Genomic DNA, 25,769 nt, shown 5'->3' on the forward strand with positions numbered 1-25,769 from the left:
GCGATGCAGGCCTCTTTCCATCTGCTGAACAAGCGACGTTTTCTGCCATTGTTCGCAACGCAGAGCCTCGGCGCATTCAACGACAATCTGTACAAGACCGCGATGGTGCTGTTCGTCGTCTATGGCGTGTTCAGCGATCCGGAGAGCGAAACGCTGTTCAGCGCGGTGGCGACGGGCGTGTTCGTGCTGCCTTTCTTTCTGTTTTCGGCCATTTCCGGCCAGTTTGCCGATACGCGTGACAAGGCGCGGCTGATCCGCATCATCAAGGCTTGCGAGATCGCGATCATGGTGGTGGGCGGCACCGGACTGCTGCTCGCCTGGGCCGACATAGCGGTGCATCTGCTGGCGATCCCGCTGCTGCTGATCGCGCTGTTCGCCATGGGCGTCCATTCCACCTTTTTCGGCCCGATCAAATACGCCATCCTGCCGCAGCATCTGCAGCATGAGGAGGTGCTGGGCGGAACCGGCCTTGTGGAGGCGGGCACCTATATCGCGATCCTGATCGGCACCATTGTCGCAGGCATCATTCCGGTGGAGGTCGCCGCCGCGGCGGTAATCGGTATTGCGGTGATCGGCTATCTTACCGGTCGGCAGGTCCCGTCCGCCCCGCCCGAAGCGGGCGACATCCAGCAGATCGATTTCAACATATGGACGGCCTCGCGCGACCTTGTCTTGCTGGTGCGCGAGACGCCAGCCGTGTGGCTTGCCGTAGTGGCGATCAGCTTCTTCTGGACGATCGGCACCGTGCTGTTCATTCAGTTCCCGCCTTTGGTGAAGAACGTGCTGACCGGCGACAAGACGGTGGCGAGCCTGTTCCTGGCGGTCTTTTCGGTCGGCATTGCAATCGGTTCGGTGGCGATCAACCGGCTCCTAAAAGGCCAGGTGTCGGCGCGCTGGGCGCCGATCTGTGTCCTGGTGATGGGCGGCTTCGTCGCGCTGTTCTATTTCATCTGCCACGGCTGGCAGGTCAGCCGGTCCGGCACGCTGTACGATATCCCCGCCTTCCTGGCGCACCCGGACAGCTGGGGCGTGGTGGTGGCGCTGCTGGGCGTTGCGATCGCGGGCGGCATGTTCGTGGTGCCGCTCTATGCGTTTCTCACCACCACCGTGCCGAAGAGCCAGACGGCACGGGCGGTCGCTGCCAACAATCTGGTGAATTCGGGCGCGATGGTGGGGGGATCGGTGATCACGCTGGGCATGAGCGCGGCCGGCATTCCGATCACCGAACAGCTGCTTTTCAGCGCCGCGATGTGCCTGGTTTCTGCTTGGCTCGCGCACCGGCTGCACATGGCCAGCCGCGATATCATTTTGCGAGAGGCCGATGGGCCGATGCTTTAGGCAGGCCCGCCTTTAAGCGATAAACCCGTAAATCGCGGTAAAGAACGCCGCGAAACTGATCGCGAACAGATGCGTGTCTTCCTGTCGCCACCACCCTTTGTCCGGATTGCGCGGATCGGATGCCCGCGCGTCCGGCAACTGATCGGGTTGCGGCACCCGCAGGATATGCGGTTTCAAGGTGCGCCGGAATGGGTGGCCGGCAGCTTCGGATGTCAGAACGAGGGCGCGTTTCATGGTCCCACGTTAACGGTTTGTTAGGATTTTGATCCACCATCAATCGTCGTTAACGCCGCGCTGTCCAATCCGGGGACAGAAAAGGCCGTTAACCTTGGCGGCTCGCGGCGCGCCGGCGAAGGCAGACTGCTTCAGGCGATCCAGGCGCGGATCAGGAATGCCACGACGCCAAGCGTTGCTACGCTGATCCCCCAGATCGCCGCCATCCAGCCGACCCGCCGCCACAAGGGCAGCGCCTCCGCCTCATCCGCGCCGTCCAGCGGATCCAGCTTCATGAGTGATAGCCTTCCTCACCGGTCTTGCCGCGAAACACCCAATAGGCAAAACCGGTGTAGATCAGGATGACCGGCATAATGATCGCGGTGCCGACCAGCATGAAGATCTGGCTGCTTTCGGGTGCGGCGGCATCCCAGATTGTGATCGCGGGCGGAACGATATGCGGCCACATGCTCACCCCCAGCCCGGCCATGCCGAGCAGGAACAGCGCCAGCGAAAGCAGGAACGGCTGATGGGTCCGCCGCTTCACCAAGGCGCGCAGCAGCGCAAAGACGATGATTCCCGTCAGCAGCGGCACCTGCGCTGCGAAGAGAACATTCGGATAAGTGAACCAGCGCGAATAATAGTTGGCCTCGAGAAAGGGCGTATAAAGGCTGACCGCCACCATAAGGCCCAACGTGACGAAGAAGGCAGGCTTTGCCATCCTGTAGGCATGGTCGAGCGCGCGCCCTTGCGCCTTGATGATTAGCCATGTGCTGCCGAGCAGCGCATAACCCGCCACCGTGCCGAGGCCGGTGAGCAGTGTGTAGGGCGTCAGCCAGTCGAACCAGCTGCCTGCATAGGCACGCCCATCAACCTCCACGCCCTGCAACAGCGCGCCGAGGATCATGCCCTGCGCCATCGCGGCGGCCAGCGATCCACCGAAAAAGGCGAAATCCCAAAAGGTCTGGTGCCGTTCGTCACGCCAGCGAAATTCAAAGGCAACGCCGCGAAACACCAGGCCGAGCAGCATGATGATGATCAGCGGATAGGTGGCCGGCAGCACCACGGCATAAGCCAGCGGAAAGGCCGCGAAGAGGCCGCCGCCGCCCAGCACCAGCCAGGTCTCGTTCCCGTCCCAGACCGGCGCGATGCTGTTCATCGCCGCGTCCCGTTCCTTGCCCACGGTGATAGTGGGAAACAGAATGCCGATGCCCAGATCAAACCCGTCCATCACGACATACATGAATACGGCAAAGGCGATGATGAACGCCCAGGCGGTGGCCAGATCGAAATTGTAGAGCGCGCTCATTCCGCCATCTCCCGGTCCGCCATGCCGCGTCCTTTTGGTCCGCCGGGCTGCACATTTTCTCCCTGCACCGGTCCGGGCGTGATGCCTGCCGTCCTCACCGGCCCCTTCTCGCCATGCTTGACGCCACGCTCACCGGGCTGCGGCGGGCTCTTCATCAAGCGCAGGATGTACCAGGTGCCCACCCCGAAAACCGCCAGATAGACGGCGGCGAATGCGGCCAGCGATATTGCGACCGCCGGCGCATCGAGCGGACTGGCGCTATTCGCGGTGCGCAGCAGCCCATAAACCGTGAAGGGTTGCCGCCCGACTTCGGTCGTCACCCAGCCTGCAATCACCGCGACGAAGCCCGCTGGCCCCATCACCAACGCCGCCCGGTGCAGCCAGGGCCAGTCGTAAAGCTTTTTGCGCACGCGCGCGACAAGGCTCCAAAGGCCTAGGCCCAGGATCGCAAAGCCGATGGCGACCATGATGCGGAAGCTCCAGAAGACGACGCCAACCGGCGGCTGATCCTGATCTGGAATGGTGTCGAGGCCTGGTAAAGGCGCGTCGAGATCGTGCTTCAGGATCAGCGAACTCAGCTTGGGAATGCCGACTGCATAGTCGAGCCGCTGTTCCTTCTCATTGGGAATGCCGAACAGATAAAGCGGAGCGCCATCGGGATGGCTTTCATAATGGCCCTCCATCGCCATCACCTTTTGTGGCTGATGCTCCAGCGTATTGATTCCGTGCGCGTCCCCTGCGAAAATCTGAACGGGTGCCACCAACGCGGCCATCCACATCGCCATCGAGAACATTTTGCGTGCGTGGGCGTCCGTCTTGTCCTTCAGAAGGTGCCAGGCGCCGACACCGCCCACCACCAGCGCCGTCGTCAGATAAGCCGCGATCACGGTGTGAACCAAGCGATAGGGAAAGCTGGGATTGAAAATGATCGGCCACCAGCTGTCGCCCGGCAGAAACTGGCCGTTTCCGCTCAGTTCATAGCCCACCGGCGTCTGCATCCAGCTGTTGACGCTGAGAATCCAGAAGGCGGAGACGGCCGTGCCGGCGGCGACCATCAAGGTGGCGGTAAAGTGCAGCGTCTTGCCCACACGGTTCATACCGAAGAGCATGACGCCAAGGAAACCGGCCTCCAGAAAGAAAGCCGTAAGCACTTCATAGGCCATCAGAGGCCCCAGGATCGGCCCCGTCCTGTCCGAGAACACCGACCAGTTGGTGCCGAACTGATAACTCATGACGATGCCGGAGACGACGCCCATGGCAAAGGCCACCGCGAAGATTTTCAGCCAATATTTGAACAGGTCTTTATAGAGACTTTTGCCCGTCTTCAGCCACAGGCCTTCCAGCACCGCCAAATAGCTGGCGAGTCCAATGGAAAAGGCCGGGAAGATGAAGTGAAAGCTCACCGTGAAGGCGAACTGGATGCGCGCCAATATCAGCGCGTCGGCATTGTCGAACATCTCGGTTCGTCCCCGTTGGCGACCGGTATTGGGTCCGGCCCTCCCGACCCAGCCCGTCTAAAGGGGAACGGTTCGATCATCTACCCCCCCGAGGGTGGAAAAGCTCCCTCTTCCACTTGCACCGCGCGCAACTGGTATGGGCGCAGTGTTTCTTAGGCAGCTACAGCGGCCGCGCGGTCCTTGCGCCGGTCCGCAAGCCAGGTCACCACCGCGGCGACGGTCAGGAGGGCGACCAACAAGGGCGAATGGTTCAAGAGCGCATCGATAAAGGCGGCCAGCGGATTTTCCGTCGCAAAAATACGCTCGATCATCCAGCAGATCGCGGCAAAGCCGGCGAAGGCCGCGCCGCCGAGCCGCAGCCAGTCATAATGGCGGGTGCGCGCAAAAATCATCAGCGCGGGCAGAAACGCCAAAACCACGCCCAGTTGCACGATCTCTATACCGATATTGAACCCGAGGATGGAGACAATCTCCCGGTTCACGCCAAGCCCCAGATCTCCGACCAGAGTGGCAAAGGCAAGACCGTGGATAAGGCCGAAAACCACCGCGATCAGCGGCTCCCGCCCCGGAAAGATCGGTCGCCAAGCGTGGATCGCGGACACCAGAATAGAGATGGCAATGGCCACCTCCACCGGCTGCGCGGGCAGATGCAATCCGAGCAGCGGCGCAGCGATCAGCGTCAGACTATGGCCGATGGTGAAGCTGGTGATGATCTTCGTCATGCCCCACAGGGCATCTTTCGGCGGACGCGGGCCACCCCAGCGTTTGCGATTGGCGCTCAGCACAAGCGGCATCGGCAGAAAAAGCGCAAGAAGGAAGAGCAAGTGATCGTGCCCCTCCGCAATATGCTCCCCGCCGAGGCGCACCGCATTGGCAAAGCCGGTCATCGCGCTGGGATGACCGCGATCGACGGCAAGGCGCATCCGGTCGCTACGCACCGCGCCAATGATCTCACGCTCATCGCCATACCGACCGTAGAGATCGCGCTTGGCGACGAAGAGCACAAAATGCGCCGGGTTCACGTCGACCACCGCGCGCCAATCGACCGTGAACTGGCGCACCGGTGCGCCGGCCGGCGGCACCAGCCGCGCAACCGCGTGCAAATCGGGCGGCCCGGCGATCTGCGCAAACTCGGTGTTCAGAAATTCGATTGTCCAGGCGCGCCCGTCCGGGCTTCGGATGGCGATATGCTGTTTCAGCCAGTCCTGCGCCTTGGCATAATTTTGCGGCGTCCATGCAACCGAATTGCCGCTCGCCGCGGCATAATCGCCCAGCGGCACTATGATATCGGCGCGCGCTTCGCTGGGTCCGAAGTCGATCTGCACCTCACTATTGGGTGTCACATGCGCCGCCGCCGCGCCCGAAAGCATCAGCGCGAACAGCGTCAGAAGCAACGCGATCATCCGTGCCACATGCCGCTCAGCCATGGCCGAACCAGATATAGCTTTGTGCCGGATCGAATATCTTGGGATCGATTTTTTCCGCTTCCGCGCGCGCCGCATCGCTTGCCTTGCCATCACCCATCAGCGCTTCGGCTTCGGCGCGCAAGGCCCAGGCGCGCGCGCTGACCCAGCCGGAGCGATCAACCTGCTTTAGAAGGGCAAGCGCCTTTTCAGGTTGCCCGTTAGCCAATTCCGCCGATGCCAGCATGATCGCCGTCTGGCCGTGCGGTCGGGCGGCAAAATCGGCCGCCGCGATGCGCAGCGCCTTGGTGGGATCCCCGAGGGCCAGCTCATGTTCCACGGCATGACCGCGCGCCGCGCTGGGCAAGGCGGCCATGCGCCGGTCCCAGATGCCTTGCGCTTTCGCGATCCACGGCTTCGCCTCTGCAATCCGCCCATTGGCGCGCAGCAATGCGGCCAGAGCGTCCATTACCTGCGGATCGTTCGATTGGTTGGCCGCCTTGGTGTACAGAGCGACCGCACCGTTCACATCGCCTTGCAGCGCAAGCATCTGCGCCTGATAGGCCTCGGCCAGCCACCAGCCTTCGAAGGCGCGATTGGCAGCGGCGATATTCCTGGCCGCCATCGCCCAGTCTCCGCTCGCCAGACCGACATCGGCAAGTCGGAGGAAGAAAAAGGCTGCGAGATAGGGGCTCGGCGTTTTGGCGGTGGCACCGGCGCGGCGAATGTCCGCCTCAGCCTCATCAAAACGGCCATGCTTCAGCTCATAAGTGGACAGGCGCGTCAGGCTGCCGATATCCTCGCTCAGCCGCACCGATGCCCTGTAATAACGCAGCGCCTCGTCATAATTGCCGCGGTAAAAGGCGATGTCCCCGCGCATGCCGAGCCATTCGGCGCGCCCGGCATCGTTCGGCTGGACCGCAAACCGATCCGCCTGATCGAGATAGCGCTCGGCATCGTCCAGCCGGTGAACGGTTATGGCGTGGGCGGCAGCGGAGACAATCGGGCCAGCGCCCGTCGGCGCGTCCTGAAAGGCGCGCGCCAGTTCGCGGTCGATCGCTGCGAGATCGGTGTAATTGCCGGTCAGCGAGGCGCGTCGAGAAAGCGCACCGGTATACGCCTCGCGCAGCAGCCATTGGTCGGGGGCGTTTTCGAGACGCTGGCGCGTATTCGCTACAGTGGTTTCGGTGCGCGCAAGTTCGAGGGCGTAGCTGTCCGGGCCGACCACCCGATCGATGCCGATCCCTTCCGGCACCGGCGGCGCGTCTTCGCTGCCCCCGAACAGGCGGATAGCCAGCGCCACCAGCGTGGCAGCGGCAAGAAGAAGGATGACGAACTTCCACAGCCGGCTGGTCGAGCCGCCATGCGGGCGTTCAGGCCCGGTCGAAGGTGGAGGCGCCGTGACGTCCGTCACGCCGCCCCCTTCCATTCAATCATTGTGCACGCTTCACTTGGTGGTGGAGCAGGGCACAAAACCGGCGGTGATCAGATCGTCCCGCAAACCGGCGTGGATTTTCGTGAGTTCACTTGTCAGCTCGTTCACGAACTGGCCAGCGACATCGTCCGCAGGATCGGCGTCGTTATACGGGATTTTCTGGTTCGTCCCGATCAGCGCCGTCGCTACCGCAGGCATGCCCATACGGTCGACACGGACATAGGACGTATCAGGCTGGCTCCGGAAGTTGAAGTTTGCCCCAGCGCTGCTGGCACGCGGCGGCGAACCCTGGGCTTGGCCCAGCCACGGATAACCGCCAGCCATGCTGCGGTCTCCCTGCGCATAGGCGACATCGTTGCGCGGAACGTCCAGCGGCAGGTTCTGGAATGTGAGCGCTCCCTGCGTCGCGCCGCCGCTGGTCTTCGCGCCCAGCTTCAGAAGGATCACCGCTTCGGTGACGTTCGCGACCGGATCACCCACGCGGCGACCGTTCGGGAAGCCTGCTGCCGCGCCGTAGTTCAGCGTCAGCGTGTCTGGGATGATGAGATCGGCCACCGTGGTACCCGGCGCCACTTCCTGCGTGAGGCATTGCGACACATCGACGGTGCCGGTCGTGCTCGTGGGCGTGGGCGTGGGCGTCGGTGTGGGCGTCGGCGTTGGCGCAGGGGCCGGAGCCGGTGCCGGAGCCGCAGTTGGCGGCGGCGTAGTGTTGGCGTTATTGTCATCGCATGCCGTCAGCGTCAGAGCGATGGCAAGCGGGGTGGCGAGTGCGAGTGCACGCTTGGTGATAGTCATCAGAGCTGTCCTCCCAGACGCAGGGTTTCGGCCCAGACATCGATCGGAACGGCCTGTCCGTTGGCGCTGTTCTGCGGAATACGGCTGCGCGGAATTTCGATCACGATGGCGGTGTCATTCGAATTTGCGAAGAAATCGCGCGTGCTCATGATTGAAAGGTTGCCGGTCTGCTTGGATTGGGTGAAGCCCTGCAGATCGAAAAAGAACGGATCGTCGAATAACCCAGCGCGGAAGCGCACACCGTCGATCGTGTTGTCGGCTTCTACCGGTCCGACCAGCGCGTTGCCGCCATTGGTGTTCGGAATACCGGTGATCTGCATGCCATAGGCGTTGGCATTGCTCGGATCTTGGCCGAACCGAATGCGGATCGGTATGTTGGTCGCGGTGCGCGGCGCCTGGTTCGAAATGTTGATCTTATAGAGAACATCGCGGTCATAGGTTGCACCCGCCGTCGTCGGCATCGGGCCGGCAAAGGTCAGGATCAGCACCAGCTTGTCATCGGTGTGGAAAGCGAAGACGTCGGCGATATCGGCCGCATAATCGGGCGTATTATCGACGGTGGGGTCTGTACGCTGCGGCGGATCGCGGTGATCCGCAGCAGGAGCGAACTGCTCCGGCAGCATGATGGCCAGCGGCACGGCGAGCGCCATGGCACCCCCCGCGATCGCCAGCTTGGCAAAACGATTCATGTGGCTTCCTCCTCTAACGGCGGCGCGGATGGGGACTTCCCCTTGAGCTACCAATACAAGCCTACGCGGCGGGTCGCGGGATGGATGCTTTTAGCGCGAAAAATTTTCCCGATATTTTAAGCGCTTATAAATTTTGTTCAGAACCCAGAAAGGAACGCATCCGAAATGAACTCGTCGACGACGACCTGTTCAAATTGCGACGACAGCTATTTCTTGGCGCAAAGCGCATAGCCCGCCGCCGTAAGATCGTCTGCGAAGGCGTCGGTCAGGGCGCCCAGTTCGTCTTCGATATTGCCGACAAAGTCGCCGTCGACATCATCGCCGGGGCCTGCGTCATTATAATCGGGCTTCTTCTCGAACGGCACGACCACGGTGGACACCAGCGGCATGCCCATGCGGTCCACCCTGTCATATTGGTCATCGTCCTCATCGACGAAATTGAAGTTTCCGCCTACAGAACTTGCCCGCGGCGGACTGCCCTGCGCGGGGGCCAGATAGGGGAAGCCGGACGGGAAGGCGACATCGTTGGAAGCTGGGTTCAACGGAATATCGGCGAACCGACGCGCACCTTCCTTCGAGAGATCGAGGAAGATGTAAGCCAGGAAGATATCACCCACCTGATCGGTAAGCTTGCGGCCATTGGGGAAGCCGGAGGGGCGCGAATAATCGAGCGTCAGCGTGTCGGGGAAGATTGTCTGCCCAACGGTGCGGCCCGCCGGGACCGTATCGCTTTCCGGAATCCGCTGCGTCAGGCAGTCGCGCACCGAATAGCTAACCCCGCTCGGCGCGGGCGGAGGCGGGGGAACCGGAATGTTCGAGAAATCCTCCTCGGTATCGACGCCGTCATTGCTATTCCCGCAGGCAGGAAGCGCCAACAGCATGGAAACGGCCGCAACGGCGGCAATGGTACGAACGGTCATCAGGCAAAATTCCCCGCTACTGGCCTTGGACGGGCATGCTAGCAGAGGAACCGAGCGCTATGGTAGCCCGTAAAACCAGCGCAGACATGATCATGAAGGAGAGAGCGATGGCGGACGGCAAGCAGGAAGAGGCGCTGGTGGCGCGCCCGCGCGGCGGCAAGACGAATTGCACCGCGGAGGAATATGACCGTCTGTACGAACGCTCGCTGGCCGATCCCGACACCTTTTGGGGCAAGCAGGCCGAACGGGTGGACTGGATCGAGGAGCCGTCCACCATCTGCAACAGCAGCTTCGATCCGGTCGACATCAAATGGTATGAGGGCGGCAAGCTCAACCTCTGTCACAATTGCGTCGATCGCCATGTCGAAGACGGCAAGGGCGATGTCACCGCGCTGATCTGGGAAGCCGATGAGCCGGGCGACGTGCGCCGCCTCAGCTACAAAGAACTGCACCAAGAGGTGCAGCGCTTCGCCAATGTGCTGAAAGACATGGGGGTTGCGAAGGGCGACCGCGTGACCTTGTACATGCCGATGATCCTGGAAGGCGCGGTCGCGATGCTCGCCTGCGCGCGGATCGGCGCGGTGCATTCGGTCGTGTTCGGCGGCTTCAGTCCGGATGCGCTTGCCGGACGGATCGAGGATTGCGACAGCCGCTTCCTGATCACCGCCGATGCAGGCGTGCGGGCCTCCAAGACGGTGCCGCTCAAGAAAAACGCCGATGCTGCGCTGGGCAAACTGTCCTTCGAGGTAAAGACGCTCGTGATCCGCCACCGCGGCGAGGATGTGGCCATGAAGGAAGGCCGCGACATCTGGTATGACGAGGCGGCGAAGGACGTCTCGCCAAATTGCCCGTGCGAGGAGATGGACGCGGAAGACCCGCTGTTCATCCTTTACACCTCCGGCTCCACCGGAAAGCCCAAGGGCGTGCTGCACACGACGGGCGGCTATGCCGTCTGGACCGCGACGACCTTCCATTATGTGTTCGATTATCAGCCCGGCGATATCTACTGGTGCACCGCCGATATCGGCTGGGTGACCGGGCACAGCTACATCGTCTACGGCCCGCTACAAAATGCCGCCACCAGCCTGATGTTCGAAGGCGTGCCCAATTATCCGGACGTCGACCGCTTCTGGGACATGGTGGAACGGCACAAGGTCAACATCTTCTACACCGCCCCCACCGCGATCCGCGCGCTGATGCGCGAGGGCAGCGATCCGGTGACACGGCATAATCTCTCCTCGCTCAAACTGCTCGGCACGGTGGGCGAACCGATCAATCCGGAGGCATGGCGCTGGTACCACGATATCGTCGGCGGTGGCGATGCGCCGATCGTCGACACCTGGTGGCAGACCGAAACCGGCGGCGTCATGATCACCACCCTACCCCATGCACATGACATGAAGCCGGGCAGTGCGGGCAAGCCGTTTTTCGGCATCGAGCCGCAGCTGCTCGACGCGGACGGCAATCTGCTGGAGGGCGCGAACGAGGGCAATCTCGCCATCGCGCGCAGCTGGCCGGGGCAGATGCGAACCGTCTATGGCGATCATGAGCGGTTCGTGCAGACCTATTTCAGCACGTATAAAGGCAAATATTTCACCGGCGACGGCTGCCGCCGCGACGGCGCGGGATACTACACAATCACTGGCCGCGTGGACGATGTGATCAACGTCTCCGGCCATCGCATGGGTACAGCCGAAGTGGAAAGCGCGCTTGTGCTCCACCCCAAGGTCGCCGAGGCCGCGGTGGTGGGCTATCCACACGACATCAAGGGCCAGGGCATCTACTGCTATGTCACGCTCAACAGCGGCGTGGAGCCTTCGGAGGAGCTGGAGGCGGAGCTGAAAAACCATGTCCGCAGCGAGATCGGCCCGATCGCCACGCCCGACCATCTGCACTTCACCCCGGCATTGCCCAAGACACGCTCCGGCAAGATCATGCGCCGCATCCTGCGCAAGATTGCCGAGAACGACTATGGCGCGCTGGGCGACACCTCCACTCTCGCCGATCCGGACGTGGTCGAAGGGCTGATCGAGGGCAGAAAAAACCGGTGAGCGGAGGCTCCGTTTGACAATCCCGTCGCTCCGTTGAAGGCTGGGGCGACGGAGGAATTTCATGACGATAAAGTTCGCGCTTGCTCTGGCTGCCGCATCCGCGCTGACGGCCCAACCCGTATTCGCGCAGGCGCAAGATGCCGCCGCCGATCAGGCCGCACCCGCCCCGCCCCCGCCCGAACCCTCCTTCACCGAAAGCATCGGTGCGGGGGGCAGGCCTGTGGGCGCGATCTGGTCCCGCAGTCCGGTTTACGGCGCGAACGGCATGGCCGCGACGGCGCAGCCGCTGGCGAGCCAGGTGGCGATCGATGTCCTGAAGCAGGGCGGCAGCGCGGTGGATGCGGCAATCGCCGCCAATGCCGCGCTCGGGCTGATGGAGCCGACCGGCAACGGCATCGGCGGGGATCTGTTCGCGATCGTCTGGGACCCGAAGACGAAGAAGCTTTATGGCATCAACGGCTCGGGCCGCTCCGCCAAGGGCCGGTCGCTCGACCAGATGCGCGAAAAGGCTGGCGGCAAGAGCATTCCCGCTTTCGGCTCGCTGCCCGTCACGGTGCCCGGCACGGTCGCCGCCTGGTACGATCTGCACGAACGCTTCGGCAAGCTGCCCATGGCAGACAATCTTGCCCCTGCAATCCGCTATGCCGAGGAAGGTTTTCCGGTCTCCCCGGTCATAGCCTCTTATCTCAATGGCAATCTGAAGCGCTTCGAGCAGGTGCAGGACCAGATCGAGGAGTTCGACAACGCCCGCGCGACCTATTTCAAGGACGGCGCGCCGAAGACGGGCGACATCTTTCGCAACCCGGACCTCGCCAACACGCTGAGCACCATCGCCGAGGGCGGGCGCGATGCCTTTTACAAGGGGCCGATCGCGCGAACCATCGACGCCTATATGAAGCGGATCGGCGGCGATCTGGCCTATGAAGATTTCGCCGCGCACCAAAGCGAATGGGTCGAGCCTGCCTGCGTCGACTATCGCGGCACGGACCTGTGCGAACTGCCGCCCAACAGCCAGGGCTTCGCCGCGCTGGAGATGGCGAGCATCCTCAAAAATATCGATCTGTCCCGCTATCCGCGCGGCAGCGCCGAGGTGCTGCACTACATTACCGAGGCCAAGCGCCTCGCCTTTGCCGATCTCGCCCGCTTTTATGCGGATCCGGCCTTCGCCAAGATCGACTATGATCGCCTGCTCTCCGACGCCTATGGCCGCGAACGCTTCGCGCTGATCGATCCGGAGCGCGCCACACCCGAATTCGGCCCCGGCGAGGATCTGCTCGAGGGCGAAGGCGACACCACCTATCTCACCGTCGCGGACAAGGACGGCATGATGGTGAGCCTCATCCAGTCCAACTATCGCGGCATGGGATCGGGCCTGGTCGCCGATGGCTTGGGCTTCATGTTCCAGGACCGCGGCGAGCTATTCTCGCTCGATCCGGCCCATCCCAACGCCTATGCGCCGGGCAAGCGCCCGTTCCAGACCATCATTCCCGCCTTCCTGATGCGGGGCGGCGCCCCTCTGATGAGCTTCGGCGTGATGGGCGGCGGCATGCAGCCGCAGGGCCATGTCCAGATCCTGATCAACATGGTCGATTACGGCATGAACGTGCAGGAGGCGGGCGATGCCGCACGGCTGAACCATGATGGCAGCCGCCAGCCGACCGATCCGCTCGTGGGCGGCGATGGCATCGATCCGCTGGGCGTCCTGGCACTGGAACCCGGGATCTCGAAGGAAACGATCGCACAGCTCGGCGCGATGGGCCACAATGTCGAACTGGTCGACAATGGCGTGATCTTCGGCGGCTATCAGGCGATCCTACGCGATCCGCGAACCGGCGTCTATGCGGGTGCCACGGAGATGCGCAAGGACGGCACCGTCGCCGCTTACTGACTGCCGGGGATCAGCCCTCCGCTGGCGGAAACCAGCTATTGTCCATATCGAAATGGCGGTCACGATATTGCGAAATGCGGCGCAGCTGATCTTCGTCGCAAAGTTCGATTTCGCGGCGCGTGCGCTTGATAAGCCCTTCGCGCGTCATCTCTTTCAACAGCCGGTTGACGTGAATAGCCGTGAGACCGACCGCATCGGCCAAGTCGCTCTGCGTCAGCGGCACATGCATGACCTTGGTATCCCTTCCCTCCAGCACGCGCAGGCGCTCGGCGATGGAAAGGAACAACTGCGCGAGCCGCGCTTTGCCATCCGTCCGGCCCAGAGCGCGCAGCCGATCGTTCAGGTCCGCCACTTCCAGCATGCCGAGTGAATAGAACAGGCTCGCAAGGCGCGGCTGGCGCGCGAACAGCTCCCCCATCCTTCGTCGGGGCACAATGCACAACCTGGCATCCTCCACCGCGCGCACTGTGCTGGAGGCTTGGTTGAAGCTGATGCCGGCGGTACCGATCAATTCGCCCGGAAAATAGAAGCGTAATATCTGACGCTCGCCCGCTTCCAGGAAGGTCTCTGAAAGTAGCCACCCTTCCTGCACGATGCATAGGCTGTCACTGTCGCCGCCTTCTTCCCAAAGCTTCTGGCCCGCAGGAATGGTGATGGGCTCCTGCTCCAGCTCGGCAATAACGGATTTCTCTGCTTCGCTCAGATCCAGATAATGCAGCAGACGCTGCACGAAGCAACTGTCAGACGTCACGGTTACGCATCCCCCAAAGTGGTATTCCCATCCACGAGTCCGTTCTTCCTAACGCTTTGTTACGGGGAGGCAATCAACCCACGTTAATATCAAATAGCGCGCTATGAGCCAGATCGGCAAGAATATGCTGCCTTCGGGTTCAAATCCAGCTGGGCGCTGGATTTTCGACGAAACGGTATGGTGAAACTTGCCGCCTGCCCGTGCAACGGCTAGCCCTTGTCGAGATATGAGCATGGAAAATCCCCCCGCTTCGCCGCCCGCCTGGCCCGCCGCCACCCTTCCGCAGATCGAGGCCGCGCTTTGCGCGCCCGGTCAGCGGTTTGAAATGGAGGAAGTGGACGTGCGCGGCGTAACCACGCGCGCTTGGAAAAACGCTCCGCCAACGCTGGCGGCCCTTGCCGCGCTGTCGCGCGAGCATGGGGATGTCGACTTCACGGTCTATGAAGGCGAGCGCGTCAGTTATGATGCCTGGCACCGTGCCACCGCCAAGCTCGCGCGCCACTTCATCGAGGAAGGAATCACCAAGGGAGACCGGATCGCGCTGGCCATGCGCAATCTGCCCGAATGGCCCGTCATATTTTTCGCCGCGACCGCGATCGGTGCGATCGTGGTTCCGCTCAACGCATGGTGGACCGGTGCAGAGTTGGAATATGCGCTGAAGGATTCAGGCGCGCGGCTGCTGGTGTGCGATGCAGAGCGGCATGAGCGCCTTCACGATCATTACGGCGCGCTACCGGGGCTCGAGGCAGTGCTGGTTTCGCGTGGCCATGGCGCCTTGAGCGGCCACGCGCGCGCGCTCGAGGACATTATCGGCAAGACCGCGGATTATCCCACACTCGCCGACGACGATCTTCCTGTCGTCGATCTTGTGCCCGACGATGAAGCGACGATCTTCTACACCAGTGGCACGACTGGTGAGCCCAAAGGCGCGCTGGGCACGCATCGCAATATCTGCACTAACATCTTTTCCAGCGCCTATGCCAGCGCGCGCAGCTTTCTGCGGCGCGGCGAGATGCCGCCCGATCCACCCCCGCGCAATGTTGGCCTGCTGGTGATTCCGCTGTTTCACGTCACCGCCTGCTCGGCGACGCTGACGGGCGGGATGGCGGGCGGGGCCACGCTGATCTTCATGCACAAATGGGATGCGGAAGAGGCCTTTCGGATCATCGAGCGCGAGGGCGTGACCCTGGCGGGCGGTGTCCCGACGATCGCCTGGCAGCTGATCGAGCATCCCGCGCGCGACAAATATGATCTCAGCTCGCTGAAGACCATCAGCTATGGCGGCGCGCCGTCCGCGCCCGATCTGGTGCGAAAGATCCGCGACGTCATGGGCGCGCTTCCGGGCAATGGCTGGGGGATGACCGAAACGATGGCGACGGTCACCAGCCACAGCGCGGAAGATTATCTCAATCGCCCCGACAGCTGCGGCCCGCCGGTGCCCGTGTCCGATATCAAGGTGACCGGTCCGGACGGCGAAACCTTGCCGAGCGGCGCGGTCGGCGAGCTTTGGGCAAGCGGGCCGCAGATCGTCAAAGGCTATTGGAACAAACCGCAGGCTACCGCTGAAACCTTCGTTCATGGCTGGGTGCGCACCGGCGATCTTGCGCGGATCGATGCGGAAGGCTTCTGCTATATCGTCGACCGGGCCAAGGACATCGTGATCCGCGGCGGCGAGAACATCTATTCCACCGAGGTGGAGAACATCCTCTACGATCACCCTGCCGTCACCGATGCTGCGGTGATTGCCCTGCCCCACCGCACTTTGGGCGAGGAGCCCGGCGCGGTGGTCCATTGCGCCCCCGGTCAGGAGGCGAGCGAGCTGGAATTGCAGGACTGGGTTCGCGAGCATCTCGCCGCGTTCAAGGTGCCGGTACGGATCGTTTTTTCGGACGACACGCTGCCGCGCAACGCCAACGGCAAGATCTTGAAGGGCGAGCTGAAGGCGCTGTTCGAGCCAACCGCCTGAACAACGCCCCTTCTACTCCCGCCCTCAGGCGCCGCGATTGCCGCGCGGTGCGATAGGATGGCTCGCTGAAAGCCCGCCGTCGACGGGAAGCGCCTGTCCGTTGATGTAGCTGGCCTGATCGCTGGCGAGGAACAGGGCCGCGCGCGCAATCTCTTCCGGTTCGCCGCCGCGCTTCATGGGGTTGAGCTGCCCGATCTTGTCGAGCTTTCCGGCCTCGCGCGCATAATCGTAGACCGGCTTCGTCATGCCGGTTTCGATCAGCCCGGGGCAGATGCAGTTCACGCGCACACCGGTGCCGTCCAGCTGATAGGCCGCGGTCTTGACGAGATTGATGACGCCCGCCTTCGACGCCGAGTAGCTGGCCGGGCCCGCGCCCGAACGCAGCCCCGCCACCGAAGCGGTGCAGACGATGGCGCCGCCGCCGCGCGCCTGAATCTTCGGCGCAGCATATTTGATGGCGAGGAACGGCCCGATCAGGTTCACCCTCAACACTTCGGCCCATTCGGACGCATCGCTGTCGAACAGTCCGCCGGGCTTGCCGCCGGTGATCCCGGCATTGGCGTACACGATATCGAGGCCGCCGAAGCGGCTCTCCGCCTCCTCCACCAGTGCTTGAACCTGCGCTTCGTCACCGACGTCCATCTGACGCGCCGCGGCGGTGCCGCCGGCCTCCTCGATCAACTTCAGCGTCTCGTGCACCGCATCGGCCCGGTCCGCGATCAGCACCTGGGCCCCGGCCTGCGCAAACAACCGCGCCGATGCCCGGCCGATGCCCGACGCCGCGCCCGTGACGATAGCCACCTTGCCCGAAAGATCGATGGTGACGCTCATGCTTCGCTCTCCTAAGCTGTTTGCCCGGTCTTAGGCTGCCGGACACGCGCTGAGCAACAGGCGAAATCGAAAACGCACCGTACCCCGCCTTCGATGATCCCGGCTGCCTCCAAGTTTGCCAAACCGCCGTGCTTGTTGCCCAAAGCCCTCACCTTTGGTCCGAAACGTAGCGTAAAGGCCGTCATCGAACCGTATTTCAGATGACGCAATCGCGAAGCTTTGCTAGCGCCGAAATCTGCCAGGGGAGAATACCGCGCGCATGAATGCCGAGAGCAAGGCCGAAAACGGCAACGACATGGAAGAGCGCACCGACCGGTTCGAGGCGAAGCGCGAACGGATCATCAGCGCAGCCGCCGAACTGATCAACGAACGCGGCGTGAAGGGCATGACCTTTGTCGATGTCGGCCGCATGGTCGATCTCAACACCACCAGCATCGCTTACTATTTCAAGCGCAAGGAGAAGCTGGCCGAAGCGGTGTTCCACCGCACGCTCTCGCGGATCGAGCGAGAGGTGGACGAGGCGGGCGCCGAAGCCACGCCCGAGGCGCGGGTACATCGCTATCTGGAGTTTACCTTCGATCGCATCGCTGCACAGCGTCAGGGCAGTCATCCACCGGAGGCTGCGCTGTCCGACATCCGCGCGATGCCGGACGAAACGCGCGAACGACTGCTCGGCGAATTTGTCGGCATGTTTCGCAAGGCCCGCCGCTTTTTCGGTACGAGCGAAGACCCCGTCGGCCATGCGGACCTGACCGCCCGCGCGCACATCTTTCTGGAATTCACCTACTGGTTGCCGGTGATGCTGAGCGATTATTCGCGCACCGATTTTGGCCGCCTGCGCGAACGCTGTTTCGAGCTGATCTGTCACGGCATCGCCGCCGAGGGCCGCGAACCGTCAGCGATCGATCTGCCGGCCGAAGAGGCCGATGGCCCGGATGGGCCGGAACGCGGCCTCAGCGATTTTCTGGGCGCGGCCACGCGGCTGATCAACGAGCGCGGCTATCGCGGCGCCTCGGTGGAGCGTATCGCGTCGCAACTCAACGTGACCAAGGGCAGCTTCTACCATCATCTCGAGGCGAAGGACGACCTTGTGATGAAATGCTTCGCGGCAAGTTACGATCGCGTCTCGGCCACCCAGCGTCTGGCACTGGGTGAAGATGGCAGCTTTCTGGACCGGATCGCCGCCAGCGTGGAAACGCTGGTGCATTCGCAGTTCGACGGCAACCGGCCGCTCCTGCGCACCACCGCCATGGGCGTGCTGCCGCCGCGCATGCAGCAATTGGTGCTGGAACGCTCCGACTGGATGGCGCGGCGCTTTGCGGGGATGATGATCGACGGCATCGCCGAAGGATCGGTCCGCGCGGTCGATCCGCTGGTGGCGAGCCAGCTGGTCATGGTAATGCTGAACGCGGCCTGGGACCTTAAGAACTGGGCCGGCAGGCGGGATATGGAGCTGGCGACCCGGCTCTATGCCCGGCCGCTGCTCCACGGTTTCTTTCAGCCGCCCGCCACGGCCTAAGCTGCGCGGCGCGGCTCGTTCACACGAAGCCAGAAGGCCAGAAGCGCGGCAACCAGAAAGCCGGCCGTGACACCAAGCAACGCCACATAACCGAACAGATGCACGACCGCTCCGGCCAATAATGGCCCGGCGGTGGCGATGAAGCCCTCCACGGTGGTCGAAAGCGCCAGGCGCATCGGCATATTCTCCCGGTCGCCCAGTTCCAGCACCATCGTCTGCGCGCTCATCATATAGCCCGAATTGGCAGCGCCCAGCCCGACGAAGGAAAGAACCACAAGGGAATCGGTCTGCGCAACGACCAGGAGTAGGATGGAGCCGATCCAGGCGACGATCGTCAGGAGGAAGGTCAATCGGTATCCGAACCGATCGCCCAGCTGTCCCCACAGAATGTTGGAGGCCGTGTCTGCGCCCAGATAGGCAAGGCTCAGGATTCCGATGGTATTGCCGTCCAGTTCCATGACCCGTGCGGCATAGAGGATGTAGAAGGGAGCCGAGACCCGGCCGGTTACGGCGAGCGCCTGCCCGATCAGGAACCAGCGATAATTGCGCTCGGCCAGAAGCGCCGGCAGTTCGGTCAGACGCTCGCGCACCGGCATCCGCAGCCGGACCGAGGGCGCGTCCGGCTCCTTCATCCCGAATTGCAGCACCACGAGGCCGAGCGACGTCAGCACGAACGCCAGCAGGAAAGTGGTGGCATAGCCATTGCCGAGCACCTGTTCCTCGATCAGCCAGCGCCCTGCCGTATAACTGAGCGCCGCCGCGATCGCGCCGCCAGCCAAATTGCGCATGCCCTGCAGCCGCCCCCGCCTGTCCAGCGGGATGACCTTGGCGATAATCATCTGAAAGGCGACGCGCTGGAAGCCCTGAAACAGGCCGAGCAACAGGAACAGCACCATCGTCGCCACCAGAAGCGAGGTGCCCGAAAGAAAAAAGCCGGCCAATGCGAGGCCGAGCACCTGGACGCGCATGGCCGTGCCGATGCGGACCGAAACGGCAAGGATGCGTCGGCGATGTTCGAGCTGCGATGCGCCGATAATCGGCACCGCGAAACCGCCCAGCATCAACAGCGTCTGCCCAAGACCGACGAACAATGCCGAACCGGTCATCAGCTGGATATAGGCGGGAATGAAGGTCGGGGCGTAAATCAGCCGAAAGCCCGTCATTCCCAGCATGCCGTGAACGAAATTGGCGATGAAATTGCGGCGGAGATTACCCTCCACCTCGCGATCGAACGCGGCCTCGCGCGCGGTTACCTCTTCCCGCTGCGTGGCCGCAGCGGGAACATGGTCGGGCGCCGCCTCAGTAATCGTTGAGGCGCGCGAAGCGTTCGCGGTGGAAGGTAGATGAGCCCCACAGCTGCTCGAGCGTGCGGGCCCGCTTCAGATAGAAGCCGATCGCATATTCGTCGGTCATGCCGATGCCGCCGTGCAGCTGCACCGCTTCCTTGCTCATATGGTGGATAGTGTCGCTGGCCACGGCCTTGGCCTGGCTGGCCAGCATGGCGATGTCGGGGCGCTTGTCGTCGAGCGCGGCGAGCGCGGCCTCGACGGCCGAGCGCATGAGTTCGATCTCGCCGAACAGATCGGCCATCCGGTGCTGCAGCGCCTGGAAGCTGGAGAGCACCTGATTGAACTGCACGCGCTGCTTCAGATAGGCGAGTGTGACGTCGAACGCCTCGGAAGCCATGCCGAGCATTTCCGCCGCCGCGCCGACGCGCGCGCGATCGAGTACCTGATCGAGCAGATCCTCACCGCCATTTTCCAGCTTTTCAGCCGGTACGCCGTCGAAGGAAATTTCGGCCCAGCCGCGCTGATCCACCAGCGAACGGTCCGATCGGGTAATGCCGTCCGCCGAACCGTCGACCAGATAGACGCCGTCCTTTGCGGAAACTACGAACAGCCCCGCGCTCATGCCTTCGGGCACGAACATCTTGGTGCCGGAAAGCTTGCCGTCCGAAACGCTGGTATCGCATTTCGACGGATCGTGGCGCGGGCCTTCGTCGATGGCGAGGGTACCGATCGCCTCTCCGCTCGCAATCTTCGGAAGCCAGGCTTCCTTCTGCGCATCCGATCCGCCGAGGATCAGCGCGCTCGCCGCGCCCAGCGCGGAGGCGAGCAGCGGGCTGGCGGTGAGGCTGCGGCCGGTTTCCTCCAGCACGAGGCCAAGGCTCATATAGCCGAAGTCCGATCCGCCCTGATCTTCGGGAATGATGACGCCGGTCCAGCCCATTTCGGCCATCTGGCCGTAGACGGCGGGATCGAAGCCGCCCTCGAAATCGCCGTCGCGCATCTTGCGGAACGCGCCGACGGGGTTTTCCTTCTTGGTCCATTCGCGCGCCATATCGCGCAGCATGGTCTGTTCTTCGCTGAGGATTGCCATGAAAACTCCGAATATTTGGTGCCTGCCAGTGCAGGAATTTTAAGCCTGTGCAGCGCGGGGCCGCCTCAGGCTCCGGCGTTCGCCGGAGCTCGCGGGATTACTGATGGTCCAGCATGCCCAGGATGCGTTTGGCGATGATGTTGTTCTGCACCTCGGTCGAGCCGCCATAGATCGTGGTCGCCTTGCCGAAGAGCCAGGCGCGGGTCTGGCGCAGCTCGTCTTCGGAGAAGCCTTCGCCTTCCCAGCCGAGACCGTTCATGCCCATGATCTCGATCATCAGCTCGGCGCGGCGCTGGCCGAGCTTGGTGCCGACCTTCTTCAGGATCGAACTGACTTCGGAGACGCCGCCCGTCGCCTTCGCCTCGGCCTGCACGCGCATCGCGGTGGCGAGGAAGCTGCGCCACTGCATCTCGAAATCGCTGATCTGCGTGCGCAGTTCGCTGTCGGCAAGCTCGCCATTGTCGTTCACGCCTACATAGGTCTTGGCCATCGCGTGCAGCGGCATCGCGGGCATGCGGATCGCGCTGCCGCCGCCGGACAGATTGGTCCGCTCATGCTGCAGCAGGCGCTTGCCGATGGTCCAGCCCTGCCCTTCCTCGCCGACGAGGTTCTCTTTCGGCACCTTCACATTGTCGAAGAAGGTTTCGCAGAAGGGGCTCATGCCGCTGATCATGCGGATCGGCTTCACGTCCACGCCGGGCGCGTCCATGTCGATCAGCATGAAGGAAATGCCCTTGTGCTTGTCCGACTTGTCCGTGCGCACGAGCGCGAAGCATTTGTCAGCCCACTGGCCGCCGCTGGTCCAGGTTTTCTGGCCATTGACGACATAGTGATCGCCCTTGTCCTCGCCGAAGGTCTGGATGTTGGCGAGGTCCGATCCCGCATTGGGTTCGGAATAACCCTGGCACCAGCGGATTTCGCCGCGGCAGATCGGCGGGATATGCTCCTTCTTCTGCGCTTCGCTGCCATATTCCAGCAGCGTCGGGCCGAACATCATCACACCCATGCCGCCGATCGGGTTGTAGGCCTGTGCGCGGCTCATCTCCTGATGGAGCACCTTGGTCTGTTCGCGGGTCAGGCCGCCGCCGCCATATTCCTTGGGCCAAGTGGGTGTGCCCCAGCCGGTTTCGCCCATCGCCTCGCGCCAGGCCTTTTCGTCCGCGCTCTCCTCGGTCGGCCCTTCGACAGAGGACATCGTGTTGTCATGCCCCTTCAGCGATTCGGGGAAATGGGCATCCAGCCATTCGCGCACCTGGGTGCGGAATGCGTCGAGATCGGATTCGGGGTTTATCGCAGCGGCGCTCGCCATCTTGCTCTCCTGAGACTTTTCGTGCTTCCGGTATGCCCGAAAAGAGGGGGGAGCGGCAAGGAAATATCGTGCAGGCTCGAACCATCGCCCCGCCTCATTTACGCAGGCGCATCATTCCTTCCTGCGTGGCGCTCGCCACCAACCGTCCGTCGCGGGTGTAAAGGCTGCCGCGGTTGAAGCCGCGGGCATGGCCGGACCAAGGGCTGTCGAGGGCGAACAGCAGCCATTCGTCCATGCGGAAGTCCTCATGGTACCACAGCGCATGATCGATACTGGTCATCATCAGCTTTTCGGTGGCCCAATGGACGCCGTGCGGCAGCGTGCAGGTGCCCAGCAGAAGCATGTCGCTGGCAAAGGCAAAGAGCGTGCGATGTTCGGCCGCCGGCCCGTCGACCGGGGCCACCGCACGCATCCAGGCGTGCTGGAACGGCGGCTGCTTGTTGCCGCCGCCGACGAACCGCGTCTCGACCGTGCGAAACTCGATCGGGCGCGGGCGTGCGCGCATGCGCTCGAGATAATCGGCGGGCACGCCTTGCTGATTCTCCAGGCGCTCGATTTCGCCGGGCAAATCTTCCGGCCCCGGCACATCGGGCATCGGCAGCTGATGGGTAAGCCCCTCGGCCGGACGCTGGAAGCTCGCCGAGAAATTGAAGATCGGTCGGCCGTGCTGGATGGCGATCACGCGGCGGTTGGAAATGCTCCGCCCGTCGAAATCCCGCTCCACGCGATAGATGATCGGCACGCCTTCTTCGCCGGCGCGCAAGAAATACGCATGTAGAGAATGGACAATCCGGTCCTCCTCCACGCTCTGCGAAGCAGCGTCGAGCGCCTGCGCAATAACCTGCCCGCCGAAAACCCGTCCGCGATCGTCCTCGCGGTTCAGACCGCGGTAGAGATCGGTATCGAGTCGTTCCGTTCGCAACAATTTGCGCAGTCCACCGACGAGTCGTTCCGGCGGATAGTGGTTAACGCCCTGCGAAGACTCCGCTTCATTCATGCAAAGTTCCCCTTGAACCATTCGTCCGACCTCATCACCGGCACCGCTTGTCGCGTCAAGCGGGACAAGCCGCGGAACGCCTTCTAGCGAACAGTCGACCGCTGGAGGGCGGCCTGAGGTTGGTTGAGAAAATTTCGGTTTTCTGTTAAAAATCAAAGGCATGAAACAGATGCACATGAAGACGCAGATGATCAGCGCCCGTATTCGCGCACGCGCCAAAGGCTTCAGCAGCCGCCGCTATATGAGCTACGGCCTCGCCGCATTGGTGCCCGCCATGGGTCTGGTCGGCGCCGCACGCGCAGACGCCCCCGCCCCGGCAAGCGGCTTCGCGCCGATCGAAATCAGCGCCGATATCGATGCCGACATCACATCGCCTGCTGCTGCGAGTGTCGATCTTCATTTGGAACAGGACGCGGTCGGCATTGCCGATGAAGCCGAAGACATACTCGAAGATCTCGGCACCGGCGGTGCCAGCTATTACGGCCCGAACCTCAAGGGCAATCGCACCGCTTCGGGCGAGGTGTTCGATCCCACCGAACTGACAGCCGCCCACCGCACTTTGCCGATGGGCAGCAAGGTGAAGGTGACGCACAAGGGCAAGTCGGTCGTGGTGCGTATCAACGATCGCGGCCCCTTCCACGGCAACCGCGTGATCGATCTTTCCACTGCCGCAGCCAAGCAGATCGGCCTCTTCCGCGCCGGCACGGGGACGGTTCACCTCCAGCTGGTGAACGGCTGAGCTTCATTTGCGGACGCCGATAGGGCGCCCTAGCCCGCCGCCATCTTGCGGTTATAGGCCGCTTCCTTGTCCTCCTCGATATCGTGCATCGCTTCCTCCACCGTGGTGAAGCTACGCGCCTGACGCGGGCGATCGCTAGCATTCAGCGCCGCGGCGATGGGTTCGTGCATCGCGGCGAATGCGACGCGTACATTCTTTTCCTGCAAATTGTCGAGCAGCCGTTCCAGCATCGCCATGCCGCTGGCATCGATGCTGTTGACCGAGCGCATGTCGAGCACCAGCCAACGCACGTTCTTGTGGGCCGACACGAAGTTGAGCACCGCATCCTCGCAATAGGCGGCATTGCCGAAATAGATCGAACGGTCGATCCGCACGATCAGCACGGGAAGCGTGCGCGGGCCGCCGTCATGCCGGTCGATCGAGCGGTAGACGTGCAGATCGTCCATCCGGTCCACACGCGTTACGCGCGGCACGCTGGAAAACCATAAGAACGCGGCCAGGCCCATCAGGGTCCCCGCCGCCAGTCCCCACTGAACGCCGAGCAGCAAGGTCACCGCCAAGGTGGCGAACAGCACGGCGCTCTCCACCTTGCTGTAGCGCATGACCGCCTTGATCGCGCGCAGCTTTACGAGGCCGAACACCGCGCTGATGACCAGCGCGGCGAGCGCGGCCTTAGGGAGAAAAGCGAGCGCGCCGGTGAGGAAAAGCAGCACGGCCAGGGTCACCAAGCTCGCCACCACCGAACTGATCGGCGAGCGGCTGCCGCTGTCCGCGGTCAGGGCCGAGCGGCTGAGACTGACGCCGACCGCATAGCCGCCGGTGAGCGCCGCGGCGATGTTCGCCATGCCGAGCGCCAGCGCCTCGCGGTCGCTGCGCACCTTGCGCCGGTTGCGGCCCGCCAGCGATTTGGCGACGCCGCTGCCGATCACGAACACGATCAACGCCGCGATCAGCGCCGAGGGGGCCAGCGCGATCCACGGGTCCAGACCATATGGCGGCATGCGCAGGGAGGCGAGCCCGCCTTCGACCGCGCCGACACGCGGCACCGGCAGATCCGATCCACCGACCATCGCCGCCGCGCCGACCAGCACGAGCAAGGGAATGGCCTTCACGATCAGCCCGCGCCAGGGCGGCCGCACGCCCGCCTTCCAGAGCATCGGCCCGGCATAGCGATCCCCCAGCAGGAGCAGCAGGAGGGCGCCGAGACCGATGAGGACGACATCCGCGTGCAAATCCGGCAGCGCTTCGATCAGCCCCACGAGCGTTCCGATCAGCTCGCTGCTGCGCGGCACGTCAAGACCCAGCAAGGTCGGCAGCTGGCTCGCCGCGATCAGCACCGCCGCGGCGGCGGTAAAGCCCAGCATCACCGGCTCGCTGACGAAATTGACGAGGCGGCCGAGCCGAAACAGACCGACGAGCACCAGCATCGCGCCCGCCTCCAGCGCGATCACCATGGCCGCCGTCATCGGCGCGAAACCGCTTGCCGCAATGGCATCGCCCACGATCAATGAGACCAGCGCCACGGGGCCGACCGAAACATAGGGACTGGTGCCGAACAGCAGATAGAGGAGCGGCGGGGCCAGCGCGGCATAAAGCCCGGCCTGCGGCGGCAGTCCGGCAAGCAGCGCATAGGCCATCGCCTGCGGGATCAGCAGGACCGAGAGGACGAGCCCGGCGATCGCATCGTCGGCCAGGAAGGACGGCTTATATTCCTGCAGCCAGGCGGGCTTGTCCGGAATGAAGCGGGTCACGTCCATCGATGTCGCCGTCCCTTCTGCCG

22 protein-coding genes are annotated in these 25,769 nt (G+C 63.3%); 6 read left to right on the top strand and 16 right to left on the bottom strand.

Annotated elements, in window-relative coordinates; genetic code table 11:
• The first annotated feature begins 3 nt into the window (after window positions 1-3).
• The gene (locus H7X45_RS08675; RefSeq protein ID WP_187334509.1) at window positions 4-1,338 is read left to right on the top strand and encodes an MFS transporter; all 1,335 of its coding nucleotides are present in this window, start codon (window positions 4-6) and stop codon (window positions 1,336-1,338) included.
• A gap of 12 nt (window positions 1,339-1,350) precedes the next feature.
• Here H7X45_RS08675 and H7X45_RS08680 read toward each other — a convergent pair whose 3' ends face one another.
• From H7X45_RS08680 to H7X45_RS08720, 9 genes are all read right to left on the bottom strand, one after another.
• Window positions 1,351-1,572 carry a hypothetical protein gene (locus H7X45_RS08680; protein ID WP_187334510.1) on the bottom strand — a complete coding sequence of 74 codons (222 nt, stop codon included), beginning with the start codon at window positions 1,570-1,572 and terminating at the stop codon, window positions 1,351-1,353.
• 131 nt (window positions 1,573-1,703) lie between these two features.
• Window positions 1,704-1,847 carry a DUF2474 domain-containing protein gene (locus H7X45_RS08685; protein WP_187334511.1) on the bottom strand — a complete coding sequence of 48 codons (144 nt, stop codon included), beginning with the start codon at window positions 1,845-1,847 and terminating at the stop codon, window positions 1,704-1,706.
• Window positions 1,844-2,860 (bottom strand): cytochrome d ubiquinol oxidase subunit II, encoded by a 1,017-nt coding sequence (gene cydB / locus H7X45_RS08690; protein ID WP_187334512.1) that lies wholly within the window; start codon window positions 2,858-2,860, stop codon window positions 1,844-1,846. The genes H7X45_RS08685 and cydB overlap by 4 nt, the downstream gene beginning before the upstream one ends.
• Window positions 2,857-4,317, bottom strand: coding sequence for a cytochrome ubiquinol oxidase subunit I (locus tag H7X45_RS08695; RefSeq protein ID WP_187334513.1), 1,461 nt, complete (start codon window positions 4,315-4,317; stop codon window positions 2,857-2,859). Before H7X45_RS08695 ends, cydB begins: the two co-directional genes overlap by 4 nt.
• A 152-nt stretch (window positions 4,318-4,469) precedes the next feature.
• Complete coding sequence (locus H7X45_RS08700; RefSeq protein WP_187334514.1) at window positions 4,470-5,744, bottom strand: HupE/UreJ family protein; 1,275 nt, start codon at window positions 5,742-5,744, stop codon at window positions 4,470-4,472.
• On the bottom strand, window positions 5,737-7,134 hold the full coding sequence (locus H7X45_RS08705; protein WP_187334515.1) for a tetratricopeptide repeat protein: 1,398 nt from the start codon (window positions 7,132-7,134) through the stop codon (window positions 5,737-5,739). Before H7X45_RS08705 ends, H7X45_RS08700 begins: the two co-directional genes overlap by 8 nt.
• Before the next feature lie 33 nt (window positions 7,135-7,167).
• Complete coding sequence (locus H7X45_RS08710) at window positions 7,168-7,950, bottom strand: hypothetical protein (protein WP_187334516.1); 783 nt, start codon at window positions 7,948-7,950, stop codon at window positions 7,168-7,170.
• Window positions 7,950-8,639 (bottom strand): DUF4331 family protein, encoded by a 690-nt coding sequence (locus H7X45_RS08715; RefSeq protein WP_187334517.1) that lies wholly within the window; start codon window positions 8,637-8,639, stop codon window positions 7,950-7,952. Before H7X45_RS08715 ends, H7X45_RS08710 begins: the two co-directional genes overlap by 1 nt.
• Window positions 8,640-8,845: 206 nt before the next feature.
• Window positions 8,846-9,559, bottom strand: coding sequence for a hypothetical protein (locus tag H7X45_RS08720; protein ID WP_187334518.1), 714 nt, complete (start codon window positions 9,557-9,559; stop codon window positions 8,846-8,848).
• Between the two features lie 107 nt (window positions 9,560-9,666).
• On the opposite strand from H7X45_RS08720, the gene acs reads away from it, so the two are divergent.
• Together acs and ggt are read left to right on the top strand one after the other, a co-directional pair.
• Window positions 9,667-11,610, top strand: a complete 1,944-nt coding sequence (acs, locus tag H7X45_RS08725) for an acetate--CoA ligase (protein ID WP_187337073.1) — start codon at window positions 9,667-9,669, stop codon at window positions 11,608-11,610.
• A 61-nt stretch (window positions 11,611-11,671) separates the two neighbouring features.
• Entirely contained in the window at window positions 11,672-13,498 is a 1,827-nt protein-coding gene (gene ggt / locus H7X45_RS08730; protein WP_246449409.1) for a gamma-glutamyltransferase, read from the top strand.
• A gap of 10 nt (window positions 13,499-13,508) precedes the next feature.
• On the opposite strand, the gene H7X45_RS08735 is transcribed toward ggt, so the two are convergent.
• Window positions 13,509-14,249: a Crp/Fnr family transcriptional regulator gene (locus H7X45_RS08735; protein WP_187334519.1), complete on the bottom strand. Its 741-nt coding sequence runs from the start codon at window positions 14,247-14,249 to the stop codon at window positions 13,509-13,511.
• Window positions 14,250-14,481: 232 nt separating this feature from the next.
• On the opposite strand from H7X45_RS08735, the gene H7X45_RS08740 reads away from it, so the two are divergent.
• Window positions 14,482-16,215, top strand: coding sequence for a class I adenylate-forming enzyme family protein (locus H7X45_RS08740; RefSeq protein ID WP_425498164.1), 1,734 nt, complete (start codon window positions 14,482-14,484; stop codon window positions 16,213-16,215).
• A gap of 24 nt (window positions 16,216-16,239) precedes the next feature.
• Here H7X45_RS08740 and H7X45_RS08745 read toward each other — a convergent pair whose 3' ends face one another.
• Window positions 16,240-17,046: an SDR family NAD(P)-dependent oxidoreductase gene (locus tag H7X45_RS08745; RefSeq protein WP_187334521.1), complete on the bottom strand. Its 807-nt coding sequence runs from the start codon at window positions 17,044-17,046 to the stop codon at window positions 16,240-16,242.
• Between the two features lie 259 nt (window positions 17,047-17,305).
• On the opposite strand from H7X45_RS08745, the gene H7X45_RS08750 reads away from it, so the two are divergent.
• Complete coding sequence (locus H7X45_RS08750; protein ID WP_187334522.1) at window positions 17,306-18,565, top strand: TetR/AcrR family transcriptional regulator; 1,260 nt, start codon at window positions 17,306-17,308, stop codon at window positions 18,563-18,565.
• On the opposite strand, the gene H7X45_RS08755 is transcribed toward H7X45_RS08750, so the two are convergent.
• The 4 genes from H7X45_RS08755 to H7X45_RS08770 form a co-directional block, all read right to left on the bottom strand.
• Complete coding sequence (locus tag H7X45_RS08755) at window positions 18,562-19,785, bottom strand: MFS transporter (RefSeq protein WP_246449410.1); 1,224 nt, start codon at window positions 19,783-19,785, stop codon at window positions 18,562-18,564. The genes H7X45_RS08750 and H7X45_RS08755 overlap by 4 nt on opposite strands.
• Window positions 19,786-19,864: 79 nt before the next feature.
• A complete protein-coding gene (locus H7X45_RS08760) occupies window positions 19,865-20,944 on the bottom strand; it encodes an acyl-CoA dehydrogenase family protein (protein ID WP_187334523.1) in 1,080 nt (359 codons plus the stop codon).
• 97 nt (window positions 20,945-21,041) lie between these two features.
• The gene (locus H7X45_RS08765; protein ID WP_187334524.1) at window positions 21,042-22,253 is read right to left on the bottom strand and encodes an acyl-CoA dehydrogenase family protein; all 1,212 of its coding nucleotides are present in this window, start codon (window positions 22,251-22,253) and stop codon (window positions 21,042-21,044) included.
• Between the two features lie 94 nt (window positions 22,254-22,347).
• Window positions 22,348-23,250 carry an acyl-CoA thioesterase gene (locus tag H7X45_RS08770; RefSeq protein ID WP_187334525.1) on the bottom strand — a complete coding sequence of 301 codons (903 nt, stop codon included), beginning with the start codon at window positions 23,248-23,250 and terminating at the stop codon, window positions 22,348-22,350.
• A 175-nt stretch (window positions 23,251-23,425) separates the two neighbouring features.
• On the opposite strand from H7X45_RS08770, the gene H7X45_RS08775 reads away from it, so the two are divergent.
• On the top strand, window positions 23,426-23,989 hold the full coding sequence (locus H7X45_RS08775) for a septal ring lytic transglycosylase RlpA family protein (protein ID WP_246449411.1): 564 nt from the start codon (window positions 23,426-23,428) through the stop codon (window positions 23,987-23,989).
• Window positions 23,990-24,018: 29 nt separating this feature from the next.
• Here H7X45_RS08775 and H7X45_RS08780 read toward each other — a convergent pair whose 3' ends face one another.
• Entirely contained in the window at window positions 24,019-25,746 is a 1,728-nt protein-coding gene (locus H7X45_RS08780; protein ID WP_187334526.1) for a SulP family inorganic anion transporter, read from the bottom strand.
• Window positions 25,747-25,769 lie beyond the last annotated feature (23 nt).

The organism is Novosphingopyxis iocasae (genome assembly GCF_014334095.1).
Taxonomy (GTDB): domain Bacteria; phylum Pseudomonadota; class Alphaproteobacteria; order Sphingomonadales; family Sphingomonadaceae; genus Novosphingopyxis; species Novosphingopyxis iocasae.